Here is a 23,899-nt window from a genome sequence, read left to right as displayed (position 1 = left end):
CCGTCGTTCCTCCCTCTCGTCACTCCGGTCGTGCCGACAGACGGTCGACGAGCTCACCCAGCGCGGCAGCGATGTCGCGCCGACGGCGCGCCGGCAGCCCGTCGAGCGCGTCCGCGAGTTGCGTGTGCATGTACTCGAGGAGCCGCTTGCGCTCCTTGCGACCCTTCGACGTGATCGCGTAGATCGCGACCCGCCCGTCGCCGCTGTGCGGTCGCCGCGTCACGTATCCCTCGTCCTCGAGGGTGCGCAGCGAGCGGCTCGCGGTCGGCTGGCTGACGTCGAGCGCGTCCGCGAGGCTCGACACCGACGACGCACCGCCGTCGTCGAGCCGGCCGAGGAACCGAAGCTCCGTGCGCGAGAGCGACAGGCCGACGGCGCGCATGCGACCATCGTGGACACGGCGCGATCCCGACAGCCGGATGAGCTCGCCCAGTGCGTGCTCGATGCGGGCGAGGTCGGCGTCCGGGGTCACGGCGAGATCCTAAGAAAGTTGTATTCGGTATGCAACAAGAACGTGACGGAGGCGAGCGGCCGGTCGCGTTCGTGACCGGCGCGAGCCGCGGGATCGGGCGCGCCACCGCGATCGAGCTCGCCGAGGCCGGCTACGACGTCGCGGTGTCGGCGCGGACGATGACCGACGGCGCCGCGCACCTCGAGGACGACCCGAGCGTCGTCGTTCCCGGCGGCCTCGACACGACGGTCGCGTCGATCGAGCGCGCGGGCGGCGCCGGTCTCGCCGTCCCCATGGACCTGCTCGACCGCTCGGCGCTCACGGCCGCGGTGTCGGCCGTCCTCGACCGGTTCGGACGCGTCGACGTCCTCGTCAACAACGCGATCTACCAGGGTCCGGGAGTGCTCTCGCTGTTCGCCGACGTCACCGAGGACCAATTGCGGACCGTCCTCGAGGGCAACGTCTTCGCGCAGGTCACGCTGATCCGGATGGTGCTCCCCGGGATGCTCGAGCGCGGCGGCGGGACGATCGTGAACATGGTGTCCGGAGCCGGCTACACCGATCCGCCCGCCAAGCTCGGCGAGGGCGGGTGGAGCCTCGCCTACGCGATGAGCAAGGCCGCCTTCGCGCGCGTCGCACCGCTCCTGCACGTGGAGCACGGCGACGACGGCTTGCGCATCTTCAGCGTCGACCCCGGCTTCGTGCTGACCGAGCGGATGGAGGCCGCGGGCCGCGGCGCGCAATATGCGCAGCACTTCGTGCCCGCGACACCGGCCGTCATCGGACGTGGCATCCGCTGGCTGGTGACGAGCCCCGACGCCGACGCGCTCCGCGGGCAGCTCGTCCTCGCACAGCGAGAGGTCGCGAAGCGAGGGCTCCTCCCGGGCTGGCCGCCAGAACGGCGCGGGCCGCTCCCAGGCGGGCCGCCAGAACAGGACATGTGAAGGTCTACGCGGGCATGGACCCGCGCATGCCGCTCTCCGACGTCGCGCACTACGCGCGCCGTGTCGAACGACTCGGCTACGACGGGCTCCACGTCGCGGAGACGGTGCACGACTCGCTCGCGGTCGCGCTGCTCGCGGTCGAGCACACCGAGCGGATCACCGTGCGGACGAGCGTCACGCTCGCCTTCGTCCGCAGTCCGACGCTCGTCGCGTACGCAGCGTGGGACCTCGCCCGCTTCTCGGGCGGCCGGTTCGACCTCGGGCTCGGTACGCAGATCCGTCAGAACATCGAGGACCGCTACGGCATGCCGTGGTCCGAACCGGTTGCGCGGATGCGCGAGTACCTCGACGTGTTGCGCGCGCTCTTCAGCTCGTTCCGCACCGGTGACGCGCCGCGCGTCGAAGGTGACCACTACCGCGTGACCCGGTTGCAGCCGTACTTCAATCCGGGACCGGACGCCACGACGTCCGCGCCGCGCGTCTACCTCGGCGGCGTGAACGCCGGCATGTGCCGGCTCGCGGGCGAGCGAGCCGACGGGTTCATCACGCATCCGACGAACTCGAACCCGCGCTACCTCGACACGATCTGCATCCCGAACCTGCGTGACGGCGCGGGACGGGTCGGACGCGACCTCGGCGCGGGCTTCGAGCTCGTATGCGGGACGCCGGTCGTGACGGGCGCGACGCGCGCAGACGTCGACGCCGAGCGTGAGCGCCAGCGGCGGCTGTTCGCGTTCCTGTACTCGACACCCGCCTACCGGCGGACCTTGGAGCTGTACGGCTGGGAGGACCTCGCGGGCCGGCTGCAGGCGATGATCCGCGCCGACCGGTGGGACTCGCTGCACACCGTCGTCACCGACGACATCCTCGCCACGCTCGTGCCGACCGCGACCTTCGACGATCTTCCGGCGCTCCTCACCGCGCGCTTCGGCGCGCGCTGTGATGCCGTCCTGGTCTCGCCGCCGCCCGATCCCGCGCACGACACCGCGTTCGCCCAGGTCGTCGGCGCGCTGCGCGGCGCGCCTCCTTGACTCCCTCGGGCCGGGCCGTCCCGCGCTCCGCGCACGGCCCGACTTCGTCCGTACCTGCCTTGACTCCGCGCGCCGGTCCGGCGACGCTGGAACGCGTTCCAATACCGGACCTCGGAGGTTCCTCGTGGACAAGCGCGACGTGCTCTTCATCGGTGGCGAGTGGGTGGCGCCCGCGAGCAGCAGGACGATCGAGGTCGTCTCGCCCGCGACGGAAGAGGTGATCGCCGTCGTCCCCGAGGGCACCGAGGCCGACATGGACCGCGCGGTCGCCGCGGCCCGGCAGGCGTTCGACGAGGGCCCGTGGCCGCAGACGAGCCCGAAAGAGCGCGCCGACATGATCCGCGCGCTGTCGCAGGGCATCCAGGCCCGCTCGCAGGAGCTCGCCGAGACGATCACGAACGAGAACGGGTCACCGGCGTCGTTCTCGCTGATGGGCCAGGTGTTCGCGGCGACGATGGTCCTCGACGGCTTCGCGGACATCGCCGAGTCGTACGCCTTCGACGAGGAGCGCCCCGGGATGATGGGCAGCTGCATCGTCCACAAGGCACCCGTCGGCGTGGCGGCCGGCATCATCCCGTGGAACGTCCCGCAGTTCATCACCGCGATGAAGCTCGGCGCGTGCCTCGCGTCCGGCTCGACGATGGTCCTGAAGCCTGCGCCCGAGACGCCGCTCGACAGCTACACGCTCGCCGACATCCTCCAGGAGATCGGCCTGCCGCCCGGCGTCGTGAACATCGTCGCTGCGGGGCGCGAGGTCGGCGAGTACCTCGTCCGCCACCCCGGCATCGACAAGGTGTCGTTCACCGGCAGCACCGCGGCGGGCCGCAAGGTGGGCGCGATCTGCGGCGAGCAGCTCAAGCGCTGCACGCTCGAGCTCGGTGGCAAGTCCGCGTCGCTGATCCTCGACGACGCCGACCTGTCGACGGCCATCCCCGGGGTGCTCCCCGCCGCGCTGATGAACAACGGGCAGGCGTGCGTGGCGCAGACCCGCATCCTCGCCCCGCGCAGCCGGTACGGCGAGGTCGTCGACGCGCTCGCGCAGGCGGTGCGCGACCAGAAGGTCGGCGACCCGACCCAGGCCGACACCGCAGTGGGCCCGCTCGTCGCGGAGCGCCAGCGCGACCGCGTGGAGGGCTACCTCGACGCCGGCCGCAAGGAGGGCGCACGCGTGGTCGTCGGCGGGGGCCGTCCGAAGGACCTCGACCGGGGCTGGTACGTCGAGCCGACCGTCTTCGCGGACGTCGACAACGGCATGAAGATCGCGCAGGAGGAGATCTTCGGGCCGGTGCTGTCCGTCATCCCCTTCGACGACGACGACGACGCCGTGCGCATCGCGAACGACAGCGACTACGGCCTGTCGGGCTCGGTGTGGACCGCTGATCGGGACCGCGGCGTCGGGGTGGCGAAGCGCGTCCGCACGGGCACGTACGCGGTGAACTCCGGCATGACGATCGACCTGAAGAACCCGTTCGGCGGGTTCAAGTCCTCCGGGATCGGCCGTGAGATCGGCCCCGAGGGCCTCGAGGAGTACCTCGAGATCCAGACGATCGTCCTCGGCTGAGCCTGACCGAGACCGTTCTGTGAATCGTCATGCACAGGATGTGTGTCTGACGCTTCACAGAAGCGGGCGGTGGTAGGTCGCGCTCGCGCTTGACGCCGCGCGACCTAATGCGCGACATTAGAACCCTCACCGTCCGTCGCTCGCCGACGTCTCGCGCCCGGAGGTCATCCCATGGAGTTCGGTGTGTTCCTGAACGGCTACCTGCCGGGTCCCGCGTCGCGGGACACGAACTGCGAGCACACGATGATCCTGCGCGAGATGGAGTACGTGATCCACGCGGACAAGCACAACTGGAAGTACGCGTGGTTCGGCGAGCACCACTCGCTCACCGAGTACAGCCATCTCTCCTCGCCCGAGGTGATGATGGGCTACATCGCGGCGCGCACCGACCGCATCCACCTCTCGACGGGCATCAACAACCTCTCGCCGCGCGTCAACCACCCCGTCCGCAACGCGGAGCGGGCCGCGTTCCTCGACCACGTCACCGGCAACCGCTTCGAGTGGGGAACGGGTCGCGGCGCGGGCAGTCACGAGATCGCGACGTTCAACATCCTCGACAAGGACTCGACGAAGTCCGAGTGGGACGAGGTGATCCGCGAGATCCCGCGCATGTGGGAGCAGCGCGACTACACGTTCAGCGGCGAGCACTTCACGGTCCCGTATCCGCACAACGTGCTGCCGAAGCCGTACGGCATCGGCCACCCGCCGATCTGGGTCGCGTGCGGCAACCCGGGCACGTTCGCCAAGGCCGGTGAGCTCGGCATCGGCGCGATCGCGTTCAACTTCGAGCCGATCTACGCGCTCAAGGGCCGGATCGAGGCCTACAAGCAGGCGATCGTCGACTGCACCGACCCCGTCGGCCAGTTCAAGAACGACAACGTGATGATGACGAACGCCGTCGTCTGCCTGAGCGACCGCGAGAAGGCGCGCACCATCGCGAAGACGCGTGGCCGCGGCTACCTGTACTCGCTCGTGTGCCTCTACCACGACACGATGCCGAAGCCGGAGTACGCGCCGGTGTGGCCGCAGCCGCCGCTCGACCCGCCCGCGACCGACGAGATGCTCGACGAGCTCATCGCGGGGGGCTGGCTGCTGTGCGGGACGCCCGACGAGGTCTGCGAGCAGGTCGACAAGTACCAGTCCGTCGGCTGCGACCAGGTCGTGTTCGGGCTCCCGAACGACGGCATGGCCCACGAGGACGTCCTCGAGATGCTCGAGCTGTTCGGCACGAAGGTGATCCCCGAGTTCGACAAGGACCCGGTTCACTCCACGACGCACTACCGCAAGACCGCCAAGCGGAAGTACCCGGAGGTCGCGGGGTCGGTGCCCGACATCTCGGTCGAGGTGCTGCCGTCGAACGCGCTGATCAAGTAACCGGGCGTGCCGCGTGACGCGACGCAGACGCGCGCGCGTCTGCTGCGCGAGGCGGAGCGGCAGTTCGCACGTCACGGCGTCTACCAGGCGACGCTGCGCGACATCACCGAGGCGGCCGGGCAGCGCAACGTCTCCGCGCTGAACTACCACTTCGGCTCGCGCGACGGCATCGTCGTCGAGATCCTCCGCCGGCACGGCGACCCGCTCGACGTCGCCCGCGGTGCGCTGGTCGACGAGCCGATCGAGGCGATGGCGACGGCCGCACTCGTGCGGGCGCTGCTCGTCCCGCTGTCGGGCGAGCTGCGCCGCGCCGACGGCCGCGACTACCTGCGGATCGTCGCCCAGCTCGCGTCGCGGTTCCCCGCGTGGCGAATGGACGACCCGCTGACGCCGTCGAACCTGCAGCGCATCCTCGAGGTGCTCGAGTCGCGCGCCAACAGCCGGGATCCGGCGGTGCGGCGCGACCGCGTCGTCAACGTGATCATGCTCATGATGGCGGCCATGGCCGAGCGGGCCCGTCTCATCGACCGGCGCCGCTCCCCCGAGCTCGACGACGACGCCTTCGTCGCCAACCTGACCGACATGATCGTCGGCGCTCTCGAAGCCCCCAGCTTCCGTGAAGCCTGACGGCCACGGAGTTGCCGTTTCGCTTCACAGAACCACGGCGGGCAGTTGTATGCGTACGCATGGATCGGTACGCTCGAAAGCATGACGGAGACGATCACGATCCGCAGGCCGACCGCGGCGGCCGGCGAAGACGTCAGCGCGCCCACGTTCACGGTCGACGGGCCGCTCGAGGGGCTCCGCGTCGGGTTGCGCACCGACCTGGCGTGGCGGTCGTGGCAGCTCATCGCGGACATCTGGGCCGACTACCTCCGGCGTGACGGGGCCCATCCCGTCACCGTCGAGACCAGCGCCCAGGTCGGCGACACCGCGTCGCAGGATCGCAGCCACATCGAGCAGCTCGCAGAGGACGTCGACTGCGCGATCGTCGGGCTCGGCACGTGCGGGTCGTGCACGTCGTTCGCGATTGCGGACGCCGTCATCGTCGAGAAGCACCGCAAGCCGTCGATCGCGGTCGTGGCCGAGGAGTTCGCGACGCACGGCCACAACATGGCCCGTCATCTCGGGCACGGCGACCTCAAGATCCTCGTCCTGCCGTACCCGCTCGAGGCGCGACCCGAGCACGAGCTGCGCGAGATCGCGGACACCTACTACCCGACGGCGCTCAAGCTGCTGGGCGTCCGACCGTGACGGCCGGGTCGCTCACCGCCGAGACGATCGAGCTCGACGCCGACCCCCGCGCGCTCTACGAGCTCTCGCTCGAGGAGCGCTGGGGCGACGGCGTCCCGCTGCTGCCGCCGACCGACGACGTGATCGAGTCGCTGCTCGTGACGACGCCGTACCCGCCGGAGCACGTGCTGTGCGCCCTCCCGCCGCGCTACGGCGTCGCGACCGTCGAGCTCGTCGCGATCAACGCCGCGATGGCGGGGTGCACGCCGGCCGCGTTCCCGTACGTGATCGCGGCGCTCGATGCGATCACGGTCCCCGAGTGGAACGCGTTCGGCCTGACGACGACGACGTCGAGCGTGTTCCCGATGCTGATCGTCAACGGCCCGTCGCGTGACGACGTCGGCATCGACTACCGCGCCGGATGCATGGGAGGTGCGGCCGGACGGGGATCGATGACGATCGGGCGCGCGGTGTCGCTGTGCCTCCGGAACATCGGCGGCCAGCGCGCGGGTGACACCTCGCGCAGCGTCTTCGGGCAGCCGGCGCGCTTCGGGATGTGCTTCGGCGAGTGGGAGGAGCGGTCGCCGTGGCCGTCGCTCGCGCGGCGGCGCGGGTTCGACGAGACGGACGACGTCATGACAGTCCACGGCGGGAAGGGCACGTTCCCGCTCGCCGACATCAACAACGACGATCCGCGCGACCTGCTGTACCTGCTCGCGAAGAGCATCGCCTTCCCGCTCAGCAACATGTACCTCGGCCATGCCGAGAACGGTCAGGTCGTCCTCGCGATCAACCCCATGTGGGCGGAGCGCTTCGCGGCGCCGTTCCCCGACGTCGAGGAGATGCAGGCGTTCCTGTGGGAGCACGCGTGGCAGCCGGTCGAGCTGTGGCCCGCGCCGAACCAGGAGATCCTGCGCAAGAAAGAGCGCGTGCGCGACGACGGTCGCGTGCACCTCGTCGAACGGCCCGACCAGATCGTCCCGATCGTGTGCGGCGGCCTCGGCAGCCTGCACGCGATCGCGTTGCCGAGCTTCGGCGAGAGCGAGATGCAGAGCGTCGCGGTGGTGCGGGCATGATGGACGACCGCGACGTCGCGGCCGCGGTCGACGAGGTGGGCGCGCTGCTGCGGGCCGACGGCGCGGACCTCCTCCTGCTGGACGCCGATCCGAAGACGGCTCGCATCCGGCTCCGGCTCGTGCTCGAGGGCGCGAGCTGCGAGGAGTGCGTGCTGCCGCCCGACATGCTGCGCGACGTGATCGACGACTCGCTGCGCCGTCGCGTGCACGACGAGTTCGAGCTCGTCATCGACGACCCTCGACGCGACGCTTGACCGCACGTCCGGAGAACCACGCGCCCGCGATCCCGGCCACGTCGGCCGACGAGGCGCGGCGGACCTGGAGCGCGCTCGTCACCGTGTACCAGACGGTGCTGCGCGACGTCGTCGCGCGGCTCGAGGACGAGACGCCACTGGACTCGGCCACCTTCTCGGCGCTCGCGTACCTCGAGCGCGCCGACCCGCCCGGCCGGCTCCGCCTCGGCGAGCTCCACCGGTGCATGCGCGTCCGCTACAGCCAGCCCGGCGTCAGCCGCCTGGTCCAGCGCATGGAGGCGGACGGGCTCGTCGAACGGCGCGCCGACCCCGACGACCGCCGTGCGACGCTGCTCGTGGTCACCCGGCTGGGCCGTGCCCGGTACCGGCGGGCGGATGCCGTCTACGCCGCGGCGGTCGCGGAGCACTTCTCGCGGCACGTCTCCGACGGCGAGGCGGCGCTGCTCGCGGCCGCCCTCGAGGACCTCGCGACCCGCCTCGCACCGCCGCCGTCCCCGCCCGTCTGACCGGGAAGAACGCGTCGCGACGCCGCCGGAGCACCCGCCAGCCCCTATGCTGGGGGCGGTTCTGCTGCGGCCCGGTTGGTGCGTCCGGGCGCGGCGCCGGCCTCCGAGGCGCCCGGCCTCCGGGGTGAGCGTGCCGCCCCGTGCACGAGCCACCGATCTGGGCGCGACCCACCGGATCCGGGCGGTCGACCGCGCTCCGGCCGCAGTGCCCACCGTTGTCCGCCGACGTCGGGGAGCAGCCATGGCGACGAAGAGGCCCACGTTCGAGAAGCGCCAGCGCGAGCGCGACAAGCAGGCGAAGGCCGCGGCGAAGCGCGAGCGCCGGCAGTCCTCGGCGCACGCCGACGAGACGCCCGAGCCGGCACCGGCCAACGTGGTGCGCGACGTGGACGTGCCGAGCGTCCTGGCCCGGGTCGACGAGCTGCACCGCCGCTTCGAGGAGGGCTCGATCGACTTCGACGACTTCGACGAGCAGAAGCGGGCACTCCTGGCGACGCTGCCGGTCGACTGAACGAAGGCGACAGGCGTCACCACAGGGCCGCCGCGCCGGTAGGCTGCACGTCGTCACGGCCGCCGGCGCGCGGGGAGGCATCGTGAGCGAGGGCATCGTGAGCGAGAGCATCGTGAGCGAGACTTCGAAGCTGCGGCCCCTCGAGCGCCGCATCCTGCGCATGGTCGACGAGGGCATGAGCACCGACGACATCGCCCGGCGCCTCCGCCGCAGCCCTGCCGCGGTCGAGCGCTTCATCACGTTGAGCCGCCTTCCCGGTCGCGACGCGCAGGCCGGACGGGCGGGCTCGCTGCGCCCGCTCGAGCGACGCGTCCTGCGTTGGCGCGATCGGGGCGCCGGCTACGACGACATCGGGGCCCGTCTGCGCCACAGCCCCGACTTCGTCGAGCGCGTCGAGGCGCTCGCCAACTACAAGCTCACCTCCGCCTGACTCGGCCACGCGGCCGGCCGTGTCGAGCGGCACACGATCCTTCGCGCGTCGTCTCTCGTAGTCCACGACGACACCCGCAACGGCGCGGGTGCGCAACGAGAGGCGAAACCATGAAGGCACGACTGATACCCGCCGCCGTCGCGATCGTCGGTGCAGTCGCATTCGCGGCGTGCGGCTCGTCGGGAAGCTCGACGGGTGCAACGAAGCAGCCGTCGTCGAGCCGTCCCGCCGCGAGCGCGACCGGACCGACCGTCCAGGTCGCGGCGAACGCGAAGTTCGGCAACATCCTCGTCGACTCGAAGGGGATGACGCTCTACACGTTCACGAACGGCGGAATGCCCGTCCCGTGCACGGGTGCGTGCGCGGCCGCGTGGCCGCCCCTGTTCGCGCCGAACGGCGGGCACGCGACCGGGGACACCGGTGTGACCGGCATCGGGACCACGTCGGGCAACGGCGCAACGCTCGTCACCGACAACGGTCTCCCGCTGTACCGGTTCTCGGGTGACGCGGCGCCCGGCGACGCGAACGGCGACGGCCTCAACAGCTTCGGCGGCATCTGGCGGGTCGTGAAGACGTCCGCCCCGGTGTCGGCGGGTGCGAGCGGCGCCGCGACGACGCCGACGACCGCGAGCTCGTCGAGCTCGAGCAACAGCAGCGGCAGCGGGTACAGCGGCTACTGATCGGAGGACCCGGGCTGCGGGAGGGCGCGTGCGCGCTCCCGCAGCTCGCCCTTCGCGATCTTCCCGCCCGACGCGCGCGGAAGCCAGTCCAGCACCTCGAGCCGCTCGGGGAGATTCTCCGGCGACGTGCCGCGCGCGCGGAGGTGCGCGACGAGCTCGTCGAGCGTGAGCGACGTTCCCGGACGCAGCTCGACGAACGCGCACACCCGCTCGCCGAACACGGGATCCGGCATCGCGACGGCGGCGGCGAGCGCGACGGCCGGATGTGACGAGACCTCGTCCTCCACGACCTTCGCGCTGATGTTCTTGCCGCCGCGGATCACGAAGTCGGACGTGCGGCCCACGACCCGCAGGTACCCGTCGGCGTCGACGGTGGCGACGTCGCCCATGCGCATCCACCCGTCGTGCGTGAACAGCTCGGCGTTCCCGGCGGGATCGTCGTAGTACCCGGGGCTGGTCGCCGGACCGCGACAGCACGGCTGGCCCGGTTCGCCGGCCGGAACGTCGCGGCCGTCCGCGTCGAGGACGCGCACGTGCATCTCCGGGATGACGCGACCGGCGGTCGTGAGCCGGTGCACGCGGTCGTCGCCGAGCGTCGTGCGGCTGAGCGCGCCCGTCTCGTTCGAGCCGTAGAACTGGAGCACGCGCGCGCCGGTCGCGTCCTCGAACGCGGCTGCGCGCGCCTCGGGAACCGCCTCGCCGCCCGTGAACAGGACGCGCAGCGACGAGAGGTCCACGCGCTCGATCGCGGGCGACTCGAGCATCATGACGAACTGGGTGCTGACGCAGGCGAGGACGGTGACCCGCTCGCGCTCCGCGAGTTGCAGCGCGAGATCGGGCGAGAAGCGCGGCATGAGGACCACCGGCGCGCCGAGGATCGTCGGCGTGAAGTGCGCGGTCCACAGCCCGAAGCCGAACGGCGCGGGGATCGCGGAGAGGAACACGTCGTTCGGGGTCAGCGCGCCGGCGTCGACCGCGAGCCCGTGGAAGTAGCGCCACCTGCGCTGGGTCTGGATCACGCACTTGGGCAGGCCCGTCGTCCCGGACGTCGAGTTCAGCAGGAACATGTCGTCGGGGCGGACGCGGCGGGCGTCGATGTCGGCGTCGGTGAGCGGCTCCGTGTCCCGTGCGCACGACGCGACGCCGCGGTCGTCCACGACGACGTGGTGCAGGTCGCGGCCGGTCACGCGTCGGAGTCGGTCGACGAGGTCGACGGCCGGCGTCTCGCGATACGTCTCGTGCGTCACGACCGCGACCGCGCCCGTACGTTCGACGAGATGCGCGATCTCCCGCTCGCCGGCGCGCGCGCCGATGCCGACCGTCACGATCCCGGCCTGCTCACCGGCCAGGAACGCGACGTGCACGGCCGCGCCGTCGGGCAGCAGGACCGCGACACGCGAACCACGCTCGAACCCGCACGCGACGTACGCACCGGCCAACCCCGCCGCCCGCTCCCGGTACTCGCGCCACGAGCACCGGGCGTCGGGCGTGACGAAGGCGGCAGCCTCGGGCCGCGCCCGCGCATGCGCGCGGACGAGATCCGTCAGCGTCTCGTCCATGTGTTCGTCAGAACGCGTCCGGGTCGGCCTGCACCGCGGCCGGGATCGGATGGCGGTAGAGCTCGGACGCGTTCTGCCACGTGATGCGGCGCACGTCGTCCTCAGGAAGACCAGCGAGCTGCTCGGCGAGCTTCTGCTGGGTGTGCGGCCATGTCGAGTCGCAGTGCGGGTAGTCCGCCTCGACGAGGATGTTGCCGACGCCGATCCGGTCGCGCTGCGCGAACGACGACTGGTCCTCGATCGCGCAGAACCAGAAGTTGCGCTGCAACACCTCGGCCGGCGTGAGCTCGATGCCGGTCCACGTCCCGTACATCTCGTGGTAGCTCAGCATGTGGTCGAGCCGGTCGAGCAGCCCCGCGACCCAGCCGATGCCGCCTTCCGACATGCAGATGCGGATCGACGGGTAGCGGACGGGGATCAGGGAGTAGAGCCAGTCGACCGCGGCGAACATCGCGTAGCCGAAGAAGAGCACGCCGATCACGTCGGGAGGCGCGTCGTCGGACGTGGACGGCGACGTGCCCGACGAGCCGATGTGCAGGTTCACGACCGTGCCGCTCTCCGCGCACGCGCGCATGATCGGGTCCCAGTGGCCGGTGTGCAGCGACGGCAGGCCGAGCGTCGCGGGCGACTCGGTGAAGCTGACGGCCTTGAAGCCGCGCTCGGCGTTGCGGCGGATCTCCGCGGCGCCGATCTCCGGATCGAGCAGGAACGGGATCTGGCACGGGATGATGCGGTCGGGGTGGGGGCCCGCCCACGCCTCGATGTGCCAGTCGTTCCACGCGCGCACCGCGGCGAGCGCGAGGTCGCGGTCGTTCGTCGAGAGCTGGAGGCGTTGCCCCGCGAATCCGGGCAGGAACGACGGGAAGTTCACCGACGCGTAGATCCCGTTCACGTCCATGTCCGCGATGCGCGCGTCGATGTCCCACGCGCCGCGCCTCATCTCGTCGAAGCGCGCCGGTTCGAAGCTGTACTCGCTCACGGGCCGGCCGACCACCGCGTTGAAGCCGACGTTCGGGAACCGCTGCCCGTCGTAGATCCACACCTCGGTGCCGTCGTCCTCCTCGACGACGTGCGGCGCGCGCTCGGCGAAGCGCGCGGGCACGCGCCCGGCGAACGTGTCGGGCGGTTCGACGATGTGGTCGTCGGCGGAGACGACCGTGAACCGCCGCGGCTGACGCGGCGGTTCGGGGAGGAACGTTGCGCCACCGGTGCGGGCCTTGCCGCCGGTGGTGAACTCCATGCGTTGCAGGTCGTCGATGTCGACCATCACTCCAGGACCTCCGGCTGCTCGCGCAGCAGCATGCGCACCGCGCCGGCCCAGAACACGTCCGTGCCCCGCTCCAACAGCGACGCCTTCATCGCGGGACGGATCTCGGCGTCGACCGTCGTGTACGGGCGCTCCAGCGCCAACGTGTCGTACATCAGCCGGCACGCGCGCTCGAAGCTCACCGCGCGATACGTCGCCTCCTCGACCGTCGGTGCCGTGACGATCACGCCGTGGTTCGCGAGCAGGACGACGGATGCGTCGCCGATGCGTTCCGCGAGCTCGGCACCGAGCGCGCCGGAATCGATCTCGCCCGTGTACTCGCGCACGAAGCGCAGGTCGCCGTCGAGCATGCACGCCGTCTGGTGGAGCGTGTCCGGCAGCACGCCGACTGCGGCGAGGACGGTCGCGTAGTAGGGATGGTTGTGCACGACGACACGCGCGTCGGCACGCCGGCGGTGCAGCTCGGTGTGGATGTGGATCGCGGGCGTGACGTCCCACTTGCCCTCGAGCACCCGGCCCTCGGTGCTCACGAGGCAGACGTCCGACGCGCGCACCTCGTCCCACCACAGGCCCCACGGGTTGACCCACATGCCGCCCGTCTCCGAGTCCGCGCACGTGATGTGGCCGGCGATGTTCTCGCTGAACCCGGTGCGGGCGAGGATGCGGAACGCGCACGCGAGCTTCTGGCGGACGTCGAGGTCGACGCCGACGGGCGGCGTCACACGAGGCGTCCACGCGGCCGCACCCCCACGCGCGCGCGGCGCGGTGTCCGTCATCGCCGTACCCGTACGAGGGACGCGTAGTAGTCGAGCACCTCGGGGTTGGCGAGCGAGCCGCTCGACGCCGCGGTCGCGATGGGGGTTCCGGTCAGGATGCGCTTCACCGGCACCTCGAGCTTCTTGCCGGACAGCGTGCGCGGCACGCCCGGTGCCTGTTCGATGCGATCGGGGACGTGCCGAGGCGAGAGGTCGGTGCGCAGCGCCTTCGCGATGCGCGCGCGCAGGTCGTCGTCGAGCGTCGCGCCGGGCGCGAGCGCGACGAACAGCACGAGCTCGCCGGTGCCGTCGCCGGCGTCGTCGAGGTGGACGACGAGGCTGTCGGCGACGTCGGGGAGCGACTCGACGACCGCGTAGAAGTCGCTCGTCCCGAGGCGCACGCCGCCACGGTTGAGGGTCGCGTCCGATCGGCCGCTGATGACGCACGCGCCGTCGTCGAGGAACGTGATCCAGTCGCCGTGGCGCCACACGCCCGGGTAGTCGGCGAAGTACGCGCTGCGGTACCGCTCGCCGCTCGGGTCGTTCCAGAACCCGACCGGCATCGACGGCATCGGCGACGTGATGACGAGCTCGCCCTGTACACCGGGCGGGCACTCGGTCCCCGACTCGTCGAACGCGCGCACGTCGCAACCGAGGAGACGGCACGAGATCTCGCCCGCGCGGACGGGGAGGATCGGGACCATGCCGACGAACGCCGTGCACACGTCCGTGCCGCCGCTCATCGACGCGACCTGCACGTGCTCGCCCACCGCGTCGCGCACCCAACGGAACCCGTCGGGCGGCAGCGGCGCGCCGGTCGAGCCGACCTGGCGCATGCCACTGAGGTCGCCGACGTCGCGCGGCCGCACACCCGCCTTTCGGCACGCCATCAGGAACGGCGCGCTGACGCCGAGGACGTCGAGCCGCTCCTCTGCCGCGAGCCGCCACAACGTCGACAGGTCGGGCGCGCTCGGATCACCGTCGAAGAGCACGATCGTCGCGCCGACGAGCAACCCGGACACGACGTAGTTCCACATCATCCAGCCGGTCGTCGTGAACCAGCTGAACCGGCTGCCGGCACCGAGGTCGTGGTGCAGCGCGAGGGTCTTCGTGTGCTCGACCGCGATGCCGCCGTGCGCGTGCACGATCGCCTTCGGGAGCCCTGTCGTCCCTGACGAGTACAGGACGTAGAGCGGGTGCTCGGCCGGGACGGCGTCGAACGTGAGCGGCGCGCCGTCGCCGCTGGCGAGGAACGGCGTCCACTCGTCGTCACCGGTTCCGAGGTACCGGATGCTGACCGTGTGCCGCAGCGACGGGAGCGCGGCACGGACGGCGTCGACCTCCGCCCTGCGGTCGACGACGCGCTCGCCGTAGCGGTAGCCGTCGACGGCGAACAGTACGACGGGCTCGATCTGCGAGAGCCGGTCGACGACGGAGCGCGTCCCGAACTCGGGTGGGCACGACGACCACGTGGCACCGAGTGACGCGGCCGCGAGGAACGCGACGAGGGTCTCGGCGATGTTCGGCGCGTACGCGACGACGCGGTCGCCGGCGCGCACGCCGAGCCGCTCGAGCGCGGCCCGGCAGCGCGCGACGTCGCGGGCGAGCTCGTTCCACGTGGTCTCCGTGCGATCGCGGGTCTGCGAGCGCGCGATCACCGCGACGCCGTCGGGGTCGCGCTCGGCGTGCGCGAGCGCCAGCTGCCCGTAATTGAGCGTCGCGCCGGTGAACCAGCGGGCACCGGGCATGGTGCGGTTTCCCCCCGCGAGGACGGCGGCCGGCGGGGTCGACCACGCGACGCCGGCCCACGTCGTGAACGCGTCCCAGAAGCCTTCGAGGTCGTCCACCGACCACTGCCAGAGCGCGGCATAGTCCGCGACGTCGCGACCGCGCTCGTCGCGCAACCAGCGCAGGAACGCGCCGACGCGAGTTCGGTCGAGCGCGTCGGGCGGAGGCCGCCAGACGATCTCGCCGCGCGTGGTCATCGCGCTCCGAACGCGGGCAGCGCGCCCGCCGCCGCGACGCGGCTCGGGAGCGCGCGGCCCAGCCGCCGGGCGAGCCGCTCGCTCGCCCCGAGCAGCGCGGCGAGGTCGATGCCGGTGGAGACGCCGAGGTCGTCCAGCAGCAGGACGAGGTCCTCGGTCGCGAGGTTCCCGCCCGCGGCCGGCGCGAACGGTGACCCGCCGAGCCCCCCGAGCGACGTGTCGAAGCGACGGATCCCGAGGTTCAGCGCCGCGAACGCGTTCGTCAACGCGGTCGCGCGCGTGTCGTGCAGGTGCAAGCCGACGTCCGTGCCCGTGAACCCGAGCACCTCCTCGATGCGCCGCGGGGTCGCGACCCCGCTCGTGTCCGCGAGCGTGAGCCGGTCGACGCCGTGGTCGCGCAGGCGCGTGCACACGTCCTCGACCACGCGAGGCGTGACGTCGTCGAACGGTGAGCCGAACGAGTACGAGACGACGGCGTCGACGATCGCGTCGCGCGCGAGCGCGCGGATCTTCCCCGCCTGCGCGATCGACTCGTCGACGGACATGCGGACGTTGCGCCGGCTGTACTCCTCGGATGCCGACGCGGTCACCGTGAGGTGCGTGACGCCCGCGTCGAGCGCGAGTTGCGCGCCCCGCTCGTTCGGCACCAGCGCCCAGCAGCGCGCGCCCGGCGGCGGGTCAACCAACGCGACGACCTCCGCGGCACCGGCCATCGCGGGGACCGCCTTCGGCGACACGAACGCGGCGATCTCGACGTCCGCGAGTCCGGTGGCGAAGAGGTCGTGCACGAGCGCGGCCCGTTCGGACGGTGCGAGCGGGTCGAGCGGCTGCAGCCCGTCACGGGGGCCGCAGTCGCGGATCGCGACGTGCTCCGTCACGTTCCGGGACTCCTCCCCGCCGCGACGGGGCTGGGTGCCTGGGACACCTTCTTGTAGGCGTTCTCGCGGACGGCCGACGCGACGGCGCGGTCCTCCGCGAGCGAGTCGCCGCGCGGCGCGAGCGAGAACCCGGTGTAGAGCACGCGCCGCTCCTTCGTCACGGGCGGGTGGCTCATGTGCATCGTGCACGAGCAGTGGACCGTGAGGTCACCCGTGCGCGTCGGCAGGTCGCGCGGCGGCAGCCCCCACAGCGAACGGTAGAAGGAGGGCTGCACGAGCGCGCGGTGCGACCCCGGCACGACAGCGAGCGCGCCGCTCTGCTCGTCCGCCCCCGTCACGGAGACGCCGACGGTCAGGCCGCAGCAGTTGTACGAGTGCATGCCGAGCGAGCAGTCCTTGTGCCACGGCAGATCCGAGATGCCCTTCACGACGCCGATCGGCTTCTCGAGCGCCTCGCCGCCGGCAGGCGGCACGTAGGCGTCGCCCGTGAGACGCCCGATGCGCAGGAAGCGGTCGTCGCGGATCAGCGCGGCGAACGTCGGGCTGTGCTCCTCGAAGCGCTGCAACCTCACGGCGCGCGCCGTGCCGTCGGCGGTCTCGGCCCACCACGACCGGCCGTCGTCCGGTGCGTAGTGCGCGAAGGCAGCGTCCATGTCGCGGCTGATCGCCTCCATCTCGTCGAGGCCGAACCAGCCCTCCAGATGCAGGAAGCCCGTCTCGGTGAGGAAGTGCGCGATGGCGTCGTCGTCGTCCTCGGGCGTGAACGACCGGGTCACGTCGAGCGGCGATCCGTCGCGGTCGCGCAGCTCCACCGAGCCCCGCGTGTGCGCGGGCCGGCCGTCGATCAGCGAACGGAGCACGACCCACCAGTCGAGGAACTGCTCGAGGCTCCCGCGCCGCATGCGGACGCGCGCCGACGCGACCAGCGTCATCGGCGTGAGCCGGTCGTCGACGAGCCGCGCGACCTCGTCGTGGTCGAGCTCGGTGGCGGCGTCGCCGGTGTCACCCCGGGTGACGCGGATCGTGTCGTGCGCCTCGTCGAGCGCGAGCGTCCATGCGCCCGACGGCGTGACGATCGCGAACGACGTGACACCGAGCTCGTGTGCACCGGGAAGGGCGAGGTGCGCGTGCGCGTCGACGAGCGCGGGCAGCTCGTCGTCGAAGAACGCGTCGGGCGTGACGTCGCGGGTGTCGGCGGCGGTCCGGGTCCGGACGTCGAGTGATCTCATCCGTCTCCCCTTCGGCGGTGTCTGCAGCACTGCTGTAATAGCCCGCCGGCGGCGAGGCAAGCACGACTGCGACGGCCGAGGAGGACCATGGCCAGCGAATCCGACGGGATCGAGCAAGAGCGGGCCGACCTGATCGAGGCGCTCACGGCGCACCGGGACCTGTTCCTGAGGACGGTCGAGGGGATCGACGACGACCAGGCCCGGACGCGCACGACGGTCAGCGAGCTGACGCTCGGCGGGCTCGTGAAGCACGTGGCGAAGGTGGAGCGGCAGTGGGTGGAGTTCATCGAGCGCGGCCCGGACGCGATCGGTGGCATGACTCCCGAGGCGTTCGCCGCGCACGCCGCGAGCTTCCGGATGGAGGACGGCGAGACGATCGCCGGCCTGGTCGACGCGTATCGAGAGGTCGGGCGGCAGACGGAACAGGTGGTCCGGACGCTGCCGTCACTCGACGTGTCGCACCCGCTGCCCGAGGCGCCGTGGTTCCCACCGGGCGCGCGCCGGACGGCTCGGCGCGCGATCGTCCACATCGTGGCGGAGACCGCGCAGCACGCCGGTCACGCCGACATCATCAGGGAGTCGCTCGACGGCGCGAAGACGATGGGCTGACGGACTCGCGCGCGATCGCGAGGGCGGAGCCGCGCGTCAGCGACGCACGGAGGCGATGGAGCGGATTCGTCACGACGAGGACGCGCTTCCGCCACTCGGTCCCGACGAGAAAGTCGAGACGGACGTCCGCACGGATCGCGAACGGCGGCTGCTCGAGGTCGATCGTGCGCCAGTGCCCCATCGGCACGTCCGCGTTCCGTTCGTCGTCGGGCCAGTGGACGCTCCACACGTCGTTCGTCAGCACGAGGTAGCGGTGCCGGCGTCGTTCACGGGCGACGAAACGCCGGATGACCGCGTTCGGCCAGTGCTGGAGGACGTCCTTGCACAGCAGGAGATCCGCGCGCGGCGCAGGCTCGGTCGCGACGTCGGCGCACGCGAACGCCACGTCCGGCCCACCGAAGCGCTCACGGTCGGCGTCGACCACCTCGGGGACGACGTCGACACCCGTGTAGCGGACGCCCCGCCAGTCGATCAGGCGCGACGACTGCCAGTCACCGCAACCGACGTCGACGACCGTCCGCACGTCCCGCGCCGTGAGCAGCCGCTGGACGAACTCGCGGTACGGCGCCGTCGCGTCGGGCGGCGACCCCTCGCCCGAGCCGCCCTTCCAATGGTCGGTCTCGTAGATCGCGCTGAACACGGCGCGCGTGTGCTCACTCCCGTCGTGCGGCTGGTCGGGCTCGGGCACGTGACATGTTCGCGGATCGGCAGGCGACCGTGGCGCACGCGCCGCTCATCGTCCCTTCAGCGCCCCGGAGCGAGCGTGTGCGTCATGATCACGCAATCCCGAGGAGCGTCGTGTACGTATGCCCCGGCGACACCGAAGGAGGCGCGTCCATGAGAACCACGTCGCGTACCGTCCTGGCCGCCGCAGTCCTCGCCGTCGTGCTCGCCGCCTGCGGGTCGAGCTCCGGGAAGTCGTCGAAGTCGAGGTCGACGTCGAGCTCCTCGAGCACCTCCGCGTCGACCGCGGCCCCGGCGGCCTCCGCGACGAGCGCGTCCGGGAACCCGCTCGCGTCGGCGCCGCCTCCCGGCAGCCACTTCGCCACGACGATCTCGTTCGTGAAGCTGCCGAACAACGGCGGCCTCGTGCTCGTCGGTCCGGACGGTCACAGCCTGTACGTGTTCGACCGGGACCAGGGCACGACGTCCGCGTGCACGGGTGCATGCGCGAAGGCGTGGCCGCCGCTCACGTCGTCGGGCACGCCGACCGTCGCCGCGGGCCTCGACGCGTCGAAGGCGGGCAAGGCGTCGAGCGGGCAGGTCACCTACAACGGCCACCTGCTCTACTACTTCTCGGGCGACACGGCGCCCGGCGACACGAACGGCGTCAGCATCCCGGGCTGGCACGTCGTCTCGCCGCTCGGCACCGCGATGGCCGGTCGGTAGGCGCACAGCTCGTGACGATGCGCGGTTGACCTGACCGGCCTGCCGTCGGCGTAGCCGACGGCTTGACGCCACCGCGAGCAGGCGTAGGGTCGACGCTGCCGCGAGCGCCTCGCGGGACACCCGAGGCCACCGACTCCGACACCGCACACCCACTCGATCTCCCGGCTCCTCGGCCGCACGCACGCGGCGGGGCGACCGCCGAACCGGTTGACCGAATCCCACGACGCGATTCGTGGCGAAGGTCTCGACAACGGGAGGTCGTCAGATGCGCAAGCTCGCCGCGGTTCTCTGCGTCGTCGTCGTCGCAGCGCTCGTCACGTTCTTCGCCAGCCCCGTCGCGTCCGGCTCGAGCCCGAGTCAGACGGGAGCACGGAACACCACCGCGGTCGGCTCGGGGACGGACTGGATCCCGCAGCTCGGCGGGTCCACGTTCATCGTCGGCGGGACCGTCCACTCGAACCTCTTCGGGCGCGGGACGTTCCTCGGTGAAGGGACCCAGACCGGGCCGACCTCGTTCACCGTCACCACCGTGACCGTGTACAAGGGCGGGACGCTGACCCAGCAGGGCGCGGGCACCGACACCGGGACGAACACGTCCACCGTCCAGAACACGATCACGAGCGGAACCGGTGAGTTCGCCGGTGCGACGGGCTCGTCGACGGTGAGCTCGACCACGACGCAGACGCTCGACCCCGCGATCCGCACCGTGCGGTTGGTCGCGCACGGAACGATCATGCTCGCGAGCGGCTAGCCGACGCGAGGTGCACAGGGCGGCGCGCCACGCAGGTCGGTACGGTACGTCGCCGTGATGAGCAGATTGCTCGCGCGCGTCATGTCACTGCCGCGCGCGAGCGACACGCGAGTCACGGTCGAGCGCGGCGTGCCGATACCGATGGACGACGGCTGCACGCTCCTCGCGGACGTCTACACGCCGGCCGGATCCGGATCGCATCCCACCGTCCTGGTGCGCACCCCGTACGGACGTGCCGGCCCGATCGGCCTGTTCCTCGGGCGCGCGTTCGCCGAGCGCGGCTACCGGGTCGTGCTGCAGAGCTGCCGGGGCACGTACGGCTCGGGAGGATCGTTCGAGCCGAACTTCAACGAGCGCGCCGACGGCCTCGCGACCATTCGGTGGATCGGGGCGCAGCCGTGGTTCGACGGCCGCCTCGCGATGAACGGACCGAGCTACCTCGGTGCGGTTCAGTGGGCCGTCGGCGACGCGGCTGAACCACCGCTGCGCGCCCTCTGCACGCACATCACGTACTCGAACCTCGCGCGGCACTGGTACCGGGGCGGGACGTTCTCGCTCCACGACGCGCTCGACTGGACGACGATGGTGAGCGAGCAGGAGCACACCCGGTTCGGGTTCGCCGACGTCATCCTGGAGCGTCGGGTGCGGCGCATCGACCGGGTGATCGACCACCTGCCGGTCGCGGAGCTCGACACGTTGGTGGTCGGGCGACGCCTGCCGTTCTGGCGCGACGTCGTCGACCACGCGTCGTGTGACGATCCGTTCTGGGATCGCGCCGACCACTCGTCGCGGGTCGCGCATGTGGAGGCGCCCGTCCTCCAGACCGGTGGCTGGTACGACATCTTCCTGCCGGACACGATCACCGACCATCACACGCTGGTCGACGCGGGACACCGCCCGCGTCTCGTCGTCGGTCCGTGGACGCACATCGCGCCCGGTGCGTTCAAGGTCCAGCTGCGCGAGTCGCTGCAGTGGCTCGACCGCCACGTGCGCAGCGACGGAGACGCCGGGAGCGGATCGACCGACGCAACGCCCGTCCGGCTGTACGTGATGGGCGCGAACCGCTGGCGCGACTTCGTGTCCTGGCCGCCACCGGAGTGCGAACCAGAGCGTTGGTGTCTCCACGCGCACGGTCGTCTCGACCGGCGGGAGCCCGACGACAGCGCGCCCGACACGTACACGTACGACCCGGCCGACCCGACCCCGATCGTCGGTGGCACGTTGATGCGCCGCTCGGGCGGGCGCCGAGATCAGCGCACGACCGAGTGCCGGCGCGACGTCCTGCTGTACACGAGCGACGTGTTGACGCGCGGCGTCACCGTGATCGGCGAGATCGTGGCGGCGATCCACGTGTCGTCGGACCTGGAGCACTTCGACGTCTTCGTGCGGCTGTGCGACGTCGACGAGAAGGGCCGCTCGTTCAACGTCTGCGACGGCATCGCGCGCGTCTCGCCGGAGCACTGGCCGCGACCGGCAAGCGGCCCGTGGGCGGTGCGCGTCGACCTCTGGCCGACCGCGCACGCGTTCCGTGCCGGTCACCGGATCCGGCTCCAGGTGTCGAGCGGCGCGCATCCCCGGTTCGCACGCAACCTCGGCACCGGAGAGCCGCTCGCCACCGCGACGCGGATGCGCGTCGCGCACCAGGCGGTGCACCACGATCCGGAGCACCCGTCGGTGATCGTGCTGCCCGTCGAGCGCGCGTGACCAGCGCGCCCGGGCTCACGCTCGCGCGCGTCCGTGGCTACCGAGGCAGTGTCTGCGTTACGACGGGCGTCGCATCTCGCGGGTCGGGGGGTTCGGCGACGACACGACGGTCATCGAGCCGGCCGACGGCACGAACTCGGTCTCCTCGCCGGTCATCCAGTGGACCTTGATCAGCGGGTCGTGCGTCTCGACCACGACGCCCTCGCGCGCTCCCTGCCCCACGTGGCGGCTCTCGACCCTGATCCGGTCACCTACTCGGACCATGGCGTTCCCTCCATCGCAGACGACATCGGGACTCGCCCCATTGTTACGCCACCCGGAACGTTTCGACCCTTCGAAAGGTCACGTCCCGGCGATCTCGGTCACCATCTCGCCGCCCTTCGGTGAAGCGCACTGAACACACGGCCGCAGGCGCATCATCGGACCGTCGAGGACCGGTGTCGTCACCCAGCGCGGACGAAGCCGACGACCGGCCCGCGCGGCTCTTCCGGGATCGAAGGCGCTTGCCTCGACGGAGCGCCGCGTGCGGGCTCTGTGTGCACGCGTGTGGTGGGTCGCCAGGGACTCGAACCCTGAACCTGCGGGTTAAAAGCCCGACGCTCTGCCAGTTGAGCTAGCGACCCGGGACTTCCGCGATTGTGTCCGTGAAAAGTCCCGCGAAAGTGTCGGTGAAAGTCGCGGGTACCCGCACGGCACGGACGGTGCGGAGATCTGCCGCCGAGGCTATCGACCTGGCGCACGACGTCGCCGCGAGGCACTGCGGCGCCAGCCGCCTCGGTCTTCGTGTGCCCTGACCTGGCGCTCAGCTTCGTGGTTCAGGTCACAGCTGCCGCGCCGATACCTTTCTGGGAGCTGACGAGCTCCGAGGCGACGAGGGCGAGCGCTGGCGCTCGGCATGCCGCGGCGACGAGCGAGTTCGGGAGATGGTTGGCGCGCGATTCGAACTCGACTGGGCGGGTGGCGATCTTCGGCGAGGACGCCTTCCATGAGCGATCTCTCCTACGAGCAGTGGACCGAGCGACTCGGGCGCTTCTTCTTCGACTCGGCACACGATGGCGAGGAGATCCTCTTCGCAGTCGACGACGCTGCGCTCGCCGAGGCATCGGGCTTCGAGGAGACCGAGGCGGTCGCATCGCTTGCGCTTGCCGTTCGGTCTGTCATCGGTTCCGCCTGGGCGGTCGAGCGCGTGAGCAGCCGCGTTCGACGCTGGAAGCACGACCGTGGTGGCGATCACCCGGCAATCCCATTCCTGGCGTTGACGGTGCTCGCTGCCTTCCGCATGGGAGAGCACGCAAGATTTGCAGCGCACAACTACTACGTCCCCCTCCGGCGCCTCATCGATCATGACGATCGGGACGAGGGCCCTCCTGGTTCGTTCACAGACCACATCGAGTGGCTGTGGCGGGACCTTTCTGCATGGGCGAACGTCGAGCTGAACGGGCGACGAGGTTCCATCGAGGTTCGCGACCCGGGACACCACCGATACGTCGGCCTTGCGGTGCAGCACGCGCTGTTCAAGATGGCGGACCTGCGACATCTCGACGCGTTCTTCCGCCGCATCGGCCTGGACCCCGGAGACGAGGTCCCGGCGGCGCAGCTTCGGCGCGCGCTCGCCGTCTGGACCGCGGATCGTCCTGAGCCTTGGGCACAGCGTCTCCACCGACTGAGCACCGATCCTGATCTCGCCGCCCACTGCGAGATCGTGCTCGAGCGAGAAGCGCG

Annotated in this window: 27 protein-coding genes and 1 tRNA gene; 17 read left to right on the top strand and 11 right to left on the bottom strand. The window is 71.3% G+C overall.

The features are described 5' to 3' along the window. Window positions 1–19 precede the first annotated feature (19 nt). Entirely contained in the window at window positions 20–472 is a 453-nt protein-coding gene (locus tag VFC33_01670; protein ID HZR11933.1) for a MarR family transcriptional regulator, read from the bottom strand. A gap of 29 nt (window positions 473–501) precedes the next feature. On the opposite strand from VFC33_01670, the gene VFC33_01665 reads away from it, so the two are divergent. The 12 genes from VFC33_01665 to VFC33_01610 all read left to right on the top strand — a co-directional run bounded on the left by VFC33_01665 (window position 502) and on the right by VFC33_01610 (window position 10,051). Then, window positions 502–1,395, top strand: a complete 894-nt coding sequence (locus VFC33_01665) for an SDR family oxidoreductase (protein HZR11932.1) — start codon at window positions 502–504, stop codon at window positions 1,393–1,395. Beyond that, window positions 1,392–2,426, top strand: coding sequence for a TIGR03617 family F420-dependent LLM class oxidoreductase (locus VFC33_01660; protein HZR11931.1), 1,035 nt, complete (start codon window positions 1,392–1,394; stop codon window positions 2,424–2,426). The genes VFC33_01665 and VFC33_01660 overlap by 4 nt, the downstream gene beginning before the upstream one ends. Before the next feature lie 124 nt (window positions 2,427–2,550). Further along, window positions 2,551–3,987 carry an aldehyde dehydrogenase gene (locus VFC33_01655; GenBank protein HZR11930.1) on the top strand — a complete coding sequence of 479 codons (1,437 nt, stop codon included), beginning with the start codon at window positions 2,551–2,553 and terminating at the stop codon, window positions 3,985–3,987. Between the two features lie 171 nt (window positions 3,988–4,158). Beyond that, window positions 4,159–5,361 (top strand): LLM class flavin-dependent oxidoreductase, encoded by a 1,203-nt coding sequence (locus tag VFC33_01650; GenBank protein ID HZR11929.1) that lies wholly within the window; start codon window positions 4,159–4,161, stop codon window positions 5,359–5,361. A 6-nt stretch (window positions 5,362–5,367) separates the two neighbouring features. After that, window positions 5,368–5,988, top strand: coding sequence for a TetR family transcriptional regulator (locus VFC33_01645; protein HZR11928.1), 621 nt, complete (start codon window positions 5,368–5,370; stop codon window positions 5,986–5,988). A gap of 81 nt (window positions 5,989–6,069) precedes the next feature. Continuing rightward, the gene (locus tag VFC33_01640) at window positions 6,070–6,615 is read left to right on the top strand and encodes a hypothetical protein (protein HZR11927.1); all 546 of its coding nucleotides are present in this window, start codon (window positions 6,070–6,072) and stop codon (window positions 6,613–6,615) included. Further along, window positions 6,612–7,670: a hypothetical protein gene (locus tag VFC33_01635; GenBank protein HZR11926.1), complete on the top strand. Its 1,059-nt coding sequence runs from the start codon at window positions 6,612–6,614 to the stop codon at window positions 7,668–7,670. The genes VFC33_01640 and VFC33_01635 overlap by 4 nt, the downstream gene beginning before the upstream one ends. After that, a complete protein-coding gene (locus VFC33_01630) occupies window positions 7,667–7,924 on the top strand; it encodes a hypothetical protein (protein HZR11925.1) in 258 nt (85 codons plus the stop codon). The genes VFC33_01635 and VFC33_01630 overlap by 4 nt, the downstream gene beginning before the upstream one ends. Beyond that, the gene (locus tag VFC33_01625; GenBank protein HZR11924.1) at window positions 7,921–8,430 is read left to right on the top strand and encodes a MarR family winged helix-turn-helix transcriptional regulator; all 510 of its coding nucleotides are present in this window, start codon (window positions 7,921–7,923) and stop codon (window positions 8,428–8,430) included. Before VFC33_01630 ends, VFC33_01625 begins: the two co-directional genes overlap by 4 nt. A 241-nt stretch (window positions 8,431–8,671) precedes the next feature. Continuing rightward, window positions 8,672–8,941, top strand: a complete 270-nt coding sequence (locus tag VFC33_01620; GenBank protein ID HZR11923.1) for a hypothetical protein — start codon at window positions 8,672–8,674, stop codon at window positions 8,939–8,941. An 82-nt stretch (window positions 8,942–9,023) separates the two neighbouring features. Continuing rightward, window positions 9,024–9,371 (top strand): helix-turn-helix domain-containing protein, encoded by a 348-nt coding sequence (locus VFC33_01615; GenBank protein ID HZR11922.1) that lies wholly within the window; start codon window positions 9,024–9,026, stop codon window positions 9,369–9,371. A gap of 110 nt (window positions 9,372–9,481) precedes the next feature. Next, window positions 9,482–10,051 carry a hypothetical protein gene (locus tag VFC33_01610; GenBank protein HZR11921.1) on the top strand — a complete coding sequence of 190 codons (570 nt, stop codon included), beginning with the start codon at window positions 9,482–9,484 and terminating at the stop codon, window positions 10,049–10,051. On the opposite strand, the gene VFC33_01605 is transcribed toward VFC33_01610, so the two are convergent. From VFC33_01605 to VFC33_01580, 6 genes are read right to left on the bottom strand one after another with little or no spacing between them, the layout of a single operon-like run. Further along, window positions 10,045–11,610 (bottom strand): class I adenylate-forming enzyme family protein, encoded by a 1,566-nt coding sequence (locus VFC33_01605; GenBank protein ID HZR11920.1) that lies wholly within the window; start codon window positions 11,608–11,610, stop codon window positions 10,045–10,047. The genes VFC33_01610 and VFC33_01605 overlap by 7 nt on opposite strands. A gap of 7 nt (window positions 11,611–11,617) precedes the next feature. Then, a complete protein-coding gene (locus VFC33_01600; GenBank protein ID HZR11919.1) occupies window positions 11,618–12,877 on the bottom strand; it encodes an amidohydrolase family protein in 1,260 nt (419 codons plus the stop codon). Next, window positions 12,877–13,653: a class II aldolase/adducin family protein gene (locus tag VFC33_01595; protein HZR11918.1), complete on the bottom strand. Its 777-nt coding sequence runs from the start codon at window positions 13,651–13,653 to the stop codon at window positions 12,877–12,879. Before VFC33_01595 ends, VFC33_01600 begins: the two co-directional genes overlap by 1 nt. Then, a complete protein-coding gene (locus tag VFC33_01590) occupies window positions 13,650–15,617 on the bottom strand; it encodes an acetoacetate--CoA ligase (GenBank protein ID HZR11917.1) in 1,968 nt (655 codons plus the stop codon). Before VFC33_01590 ends, VFC33_01595 begins: the two co-directional genes overlap by 4 nt. After that, entirely contained in the window at window positions 15,614–16,495 is an 882-nt protein-coding gene (locus tag VFC33_01585) for a hydroxymethylglutaryl-CoA lyase (protein HZR11916.1), read from the bottom strand. Before VFC33_01585 ends, VFC33_01590 begins: the two co-directional genes overlap by 4 nt. Further along, window positions 16,492–17,724, bottom strand: a complete 1,233-nt coding sequence (locus VFC33_01580; GenBank protein HZR11915.1) for a phytanoyl-CoA dioxygenase family protein — start codon at window positions 17,722–17,724, stop codon at window positions 16,492–16,494. Before VFC33_01580 ends, VFC33_01585 begins: the two co-directional genes overlap by 4 nt. Before the next feature lie 87 nt (window positions 17,725–17,811). On the opposite strand from VFC33_01580, the gene VFC33_01575 reads away from it, so the two are divergent. Continuing rightward, window positions 17,812–18,333 carry a DinB family protein gene (locus tag VFC33_01575; GenBank protein HZR11914.1) on the top strand — a complete coding sequence of 174 codons (522 nt, stop codon included), beginning with the start codon at window positions 17,812–17,814 and terminating at the stop codon, window positions 18,331–18,333. Here VFC33_01575 and VFC33_01570 read toward each other — a convergent pair. Further along, a complete protein-coding gene (locus VFC33_01570; GenBank protein HZR11913.1) occupies window positions 18,296–19,021 on the bottom strand; it encodes a methyltransferase domain-containing protein in 726 nt (241 codons plus the stop codon). The two genes, VFC33_01575 and VFC33_01570, sit on opposite strands and share 38 nt — an antisense overlap. A gap of 88 nt (window positions 19,022–19,109) precedes the next feature. Further along, complete coding sequence (locus VFC33_01565; protein ID HZR11912.1) at window positions 19,110–19,382, bottom strand: hypothetical protein; 273 nt, start codon at window positions 19,380–19,382, stop codon at window positions 19,110–19,112. 13 nt (window positions 19,383–19,395) lie between these two features. Here VFC33_01565 and VFC33_01560 point away from each other — a divergent pair, with 13 nt between their 5' ends. From VFC33_01560 to VFC33_01550, 3 genes are all read left to right on the top strand, one after another. Further along, the gene (locus tag VFC33_01560) at window positions 19,396–19,722 is read left to right on the top strand and encodes a hypothetical protein (GenBank protein ID HZR11911.1); all 327 of its coding nucleotides are present in this window, start codon (window positions 19,396–19,398) and stop codon (window positions 19,720–19,722) included. A gap of 265 nt (window positions 19,723–19,987) precedes the next feature. Continuing rightward, window positions 19,988–20,473, top strand: a complete 486-nt coding sequence (locus VFC33_01555; protein ID HZR11910.1) for a hypothetical protein — start codon at window positions 19,988–19,990, stop codon at window positions 20,471–20,473. Between the two features lie 57 nt (window positions 20,474–20,530). Then, the gene (locus VFC33_01550; GenBank protein HZR11909.1) at window positions 20,531–22,177 is read left to right on the top strand and encodes a CocE/NonD family hydrolase; all 1,647 of its coding nucleotides are present in this window, start codon (window positions 20,531–20,533) and stop codon (window positions 22,175–22,177) included. Between the two features lie 57 nt (window positions 22,178–22,234). On the opposite strand, the gene VFC33_01545 is transcribed toward VFC33_01550, so the two are convergent. Next, window positions 22,235–22,441, bottom strand: a complete 207-nt coding sequence (locus tag VFC33_01545; GenBank protein HZR11908.1) for a DUF1918 domain-containing protein — start codon at window positions 22,439–22,441, stop codon at window positions 22,235–22,237. Window positions 22,442–22,724: 283 nt separating this feature from the next. Beyond that, window positions 22,725–22,800: transfer RNA gene (locus VFC33_01540), tRNA-Lys, on the bottom strand. Between the two features lie 362 nt (window positions 22,801–23,162). Here VFC33_01540 and VFC33_01535 point away from each other — a divergent pair. After that, window positions 23,163–23,899 (top strand): hypothetical protein (locus VFC33_01535; GenBank protein HZR11907.1); only part of this gene is annotated, 737 nt, incomplete at its 3' end.

The sequence above is a fragment of the Acidimicrobiia bacterium genome (assembly GCA_035651955.1).
Classification (GTDB): Bacteria; Actinomycetota; Acidimicrobiia; order IMCC26256; family JAMXLJ01; genus JAMXLJ01.
The sequence above is the reverse complement of the archived record's forward strand: the minus strand, read 5'-3'. Positions and strand labels throughout refer to the sequence as shown.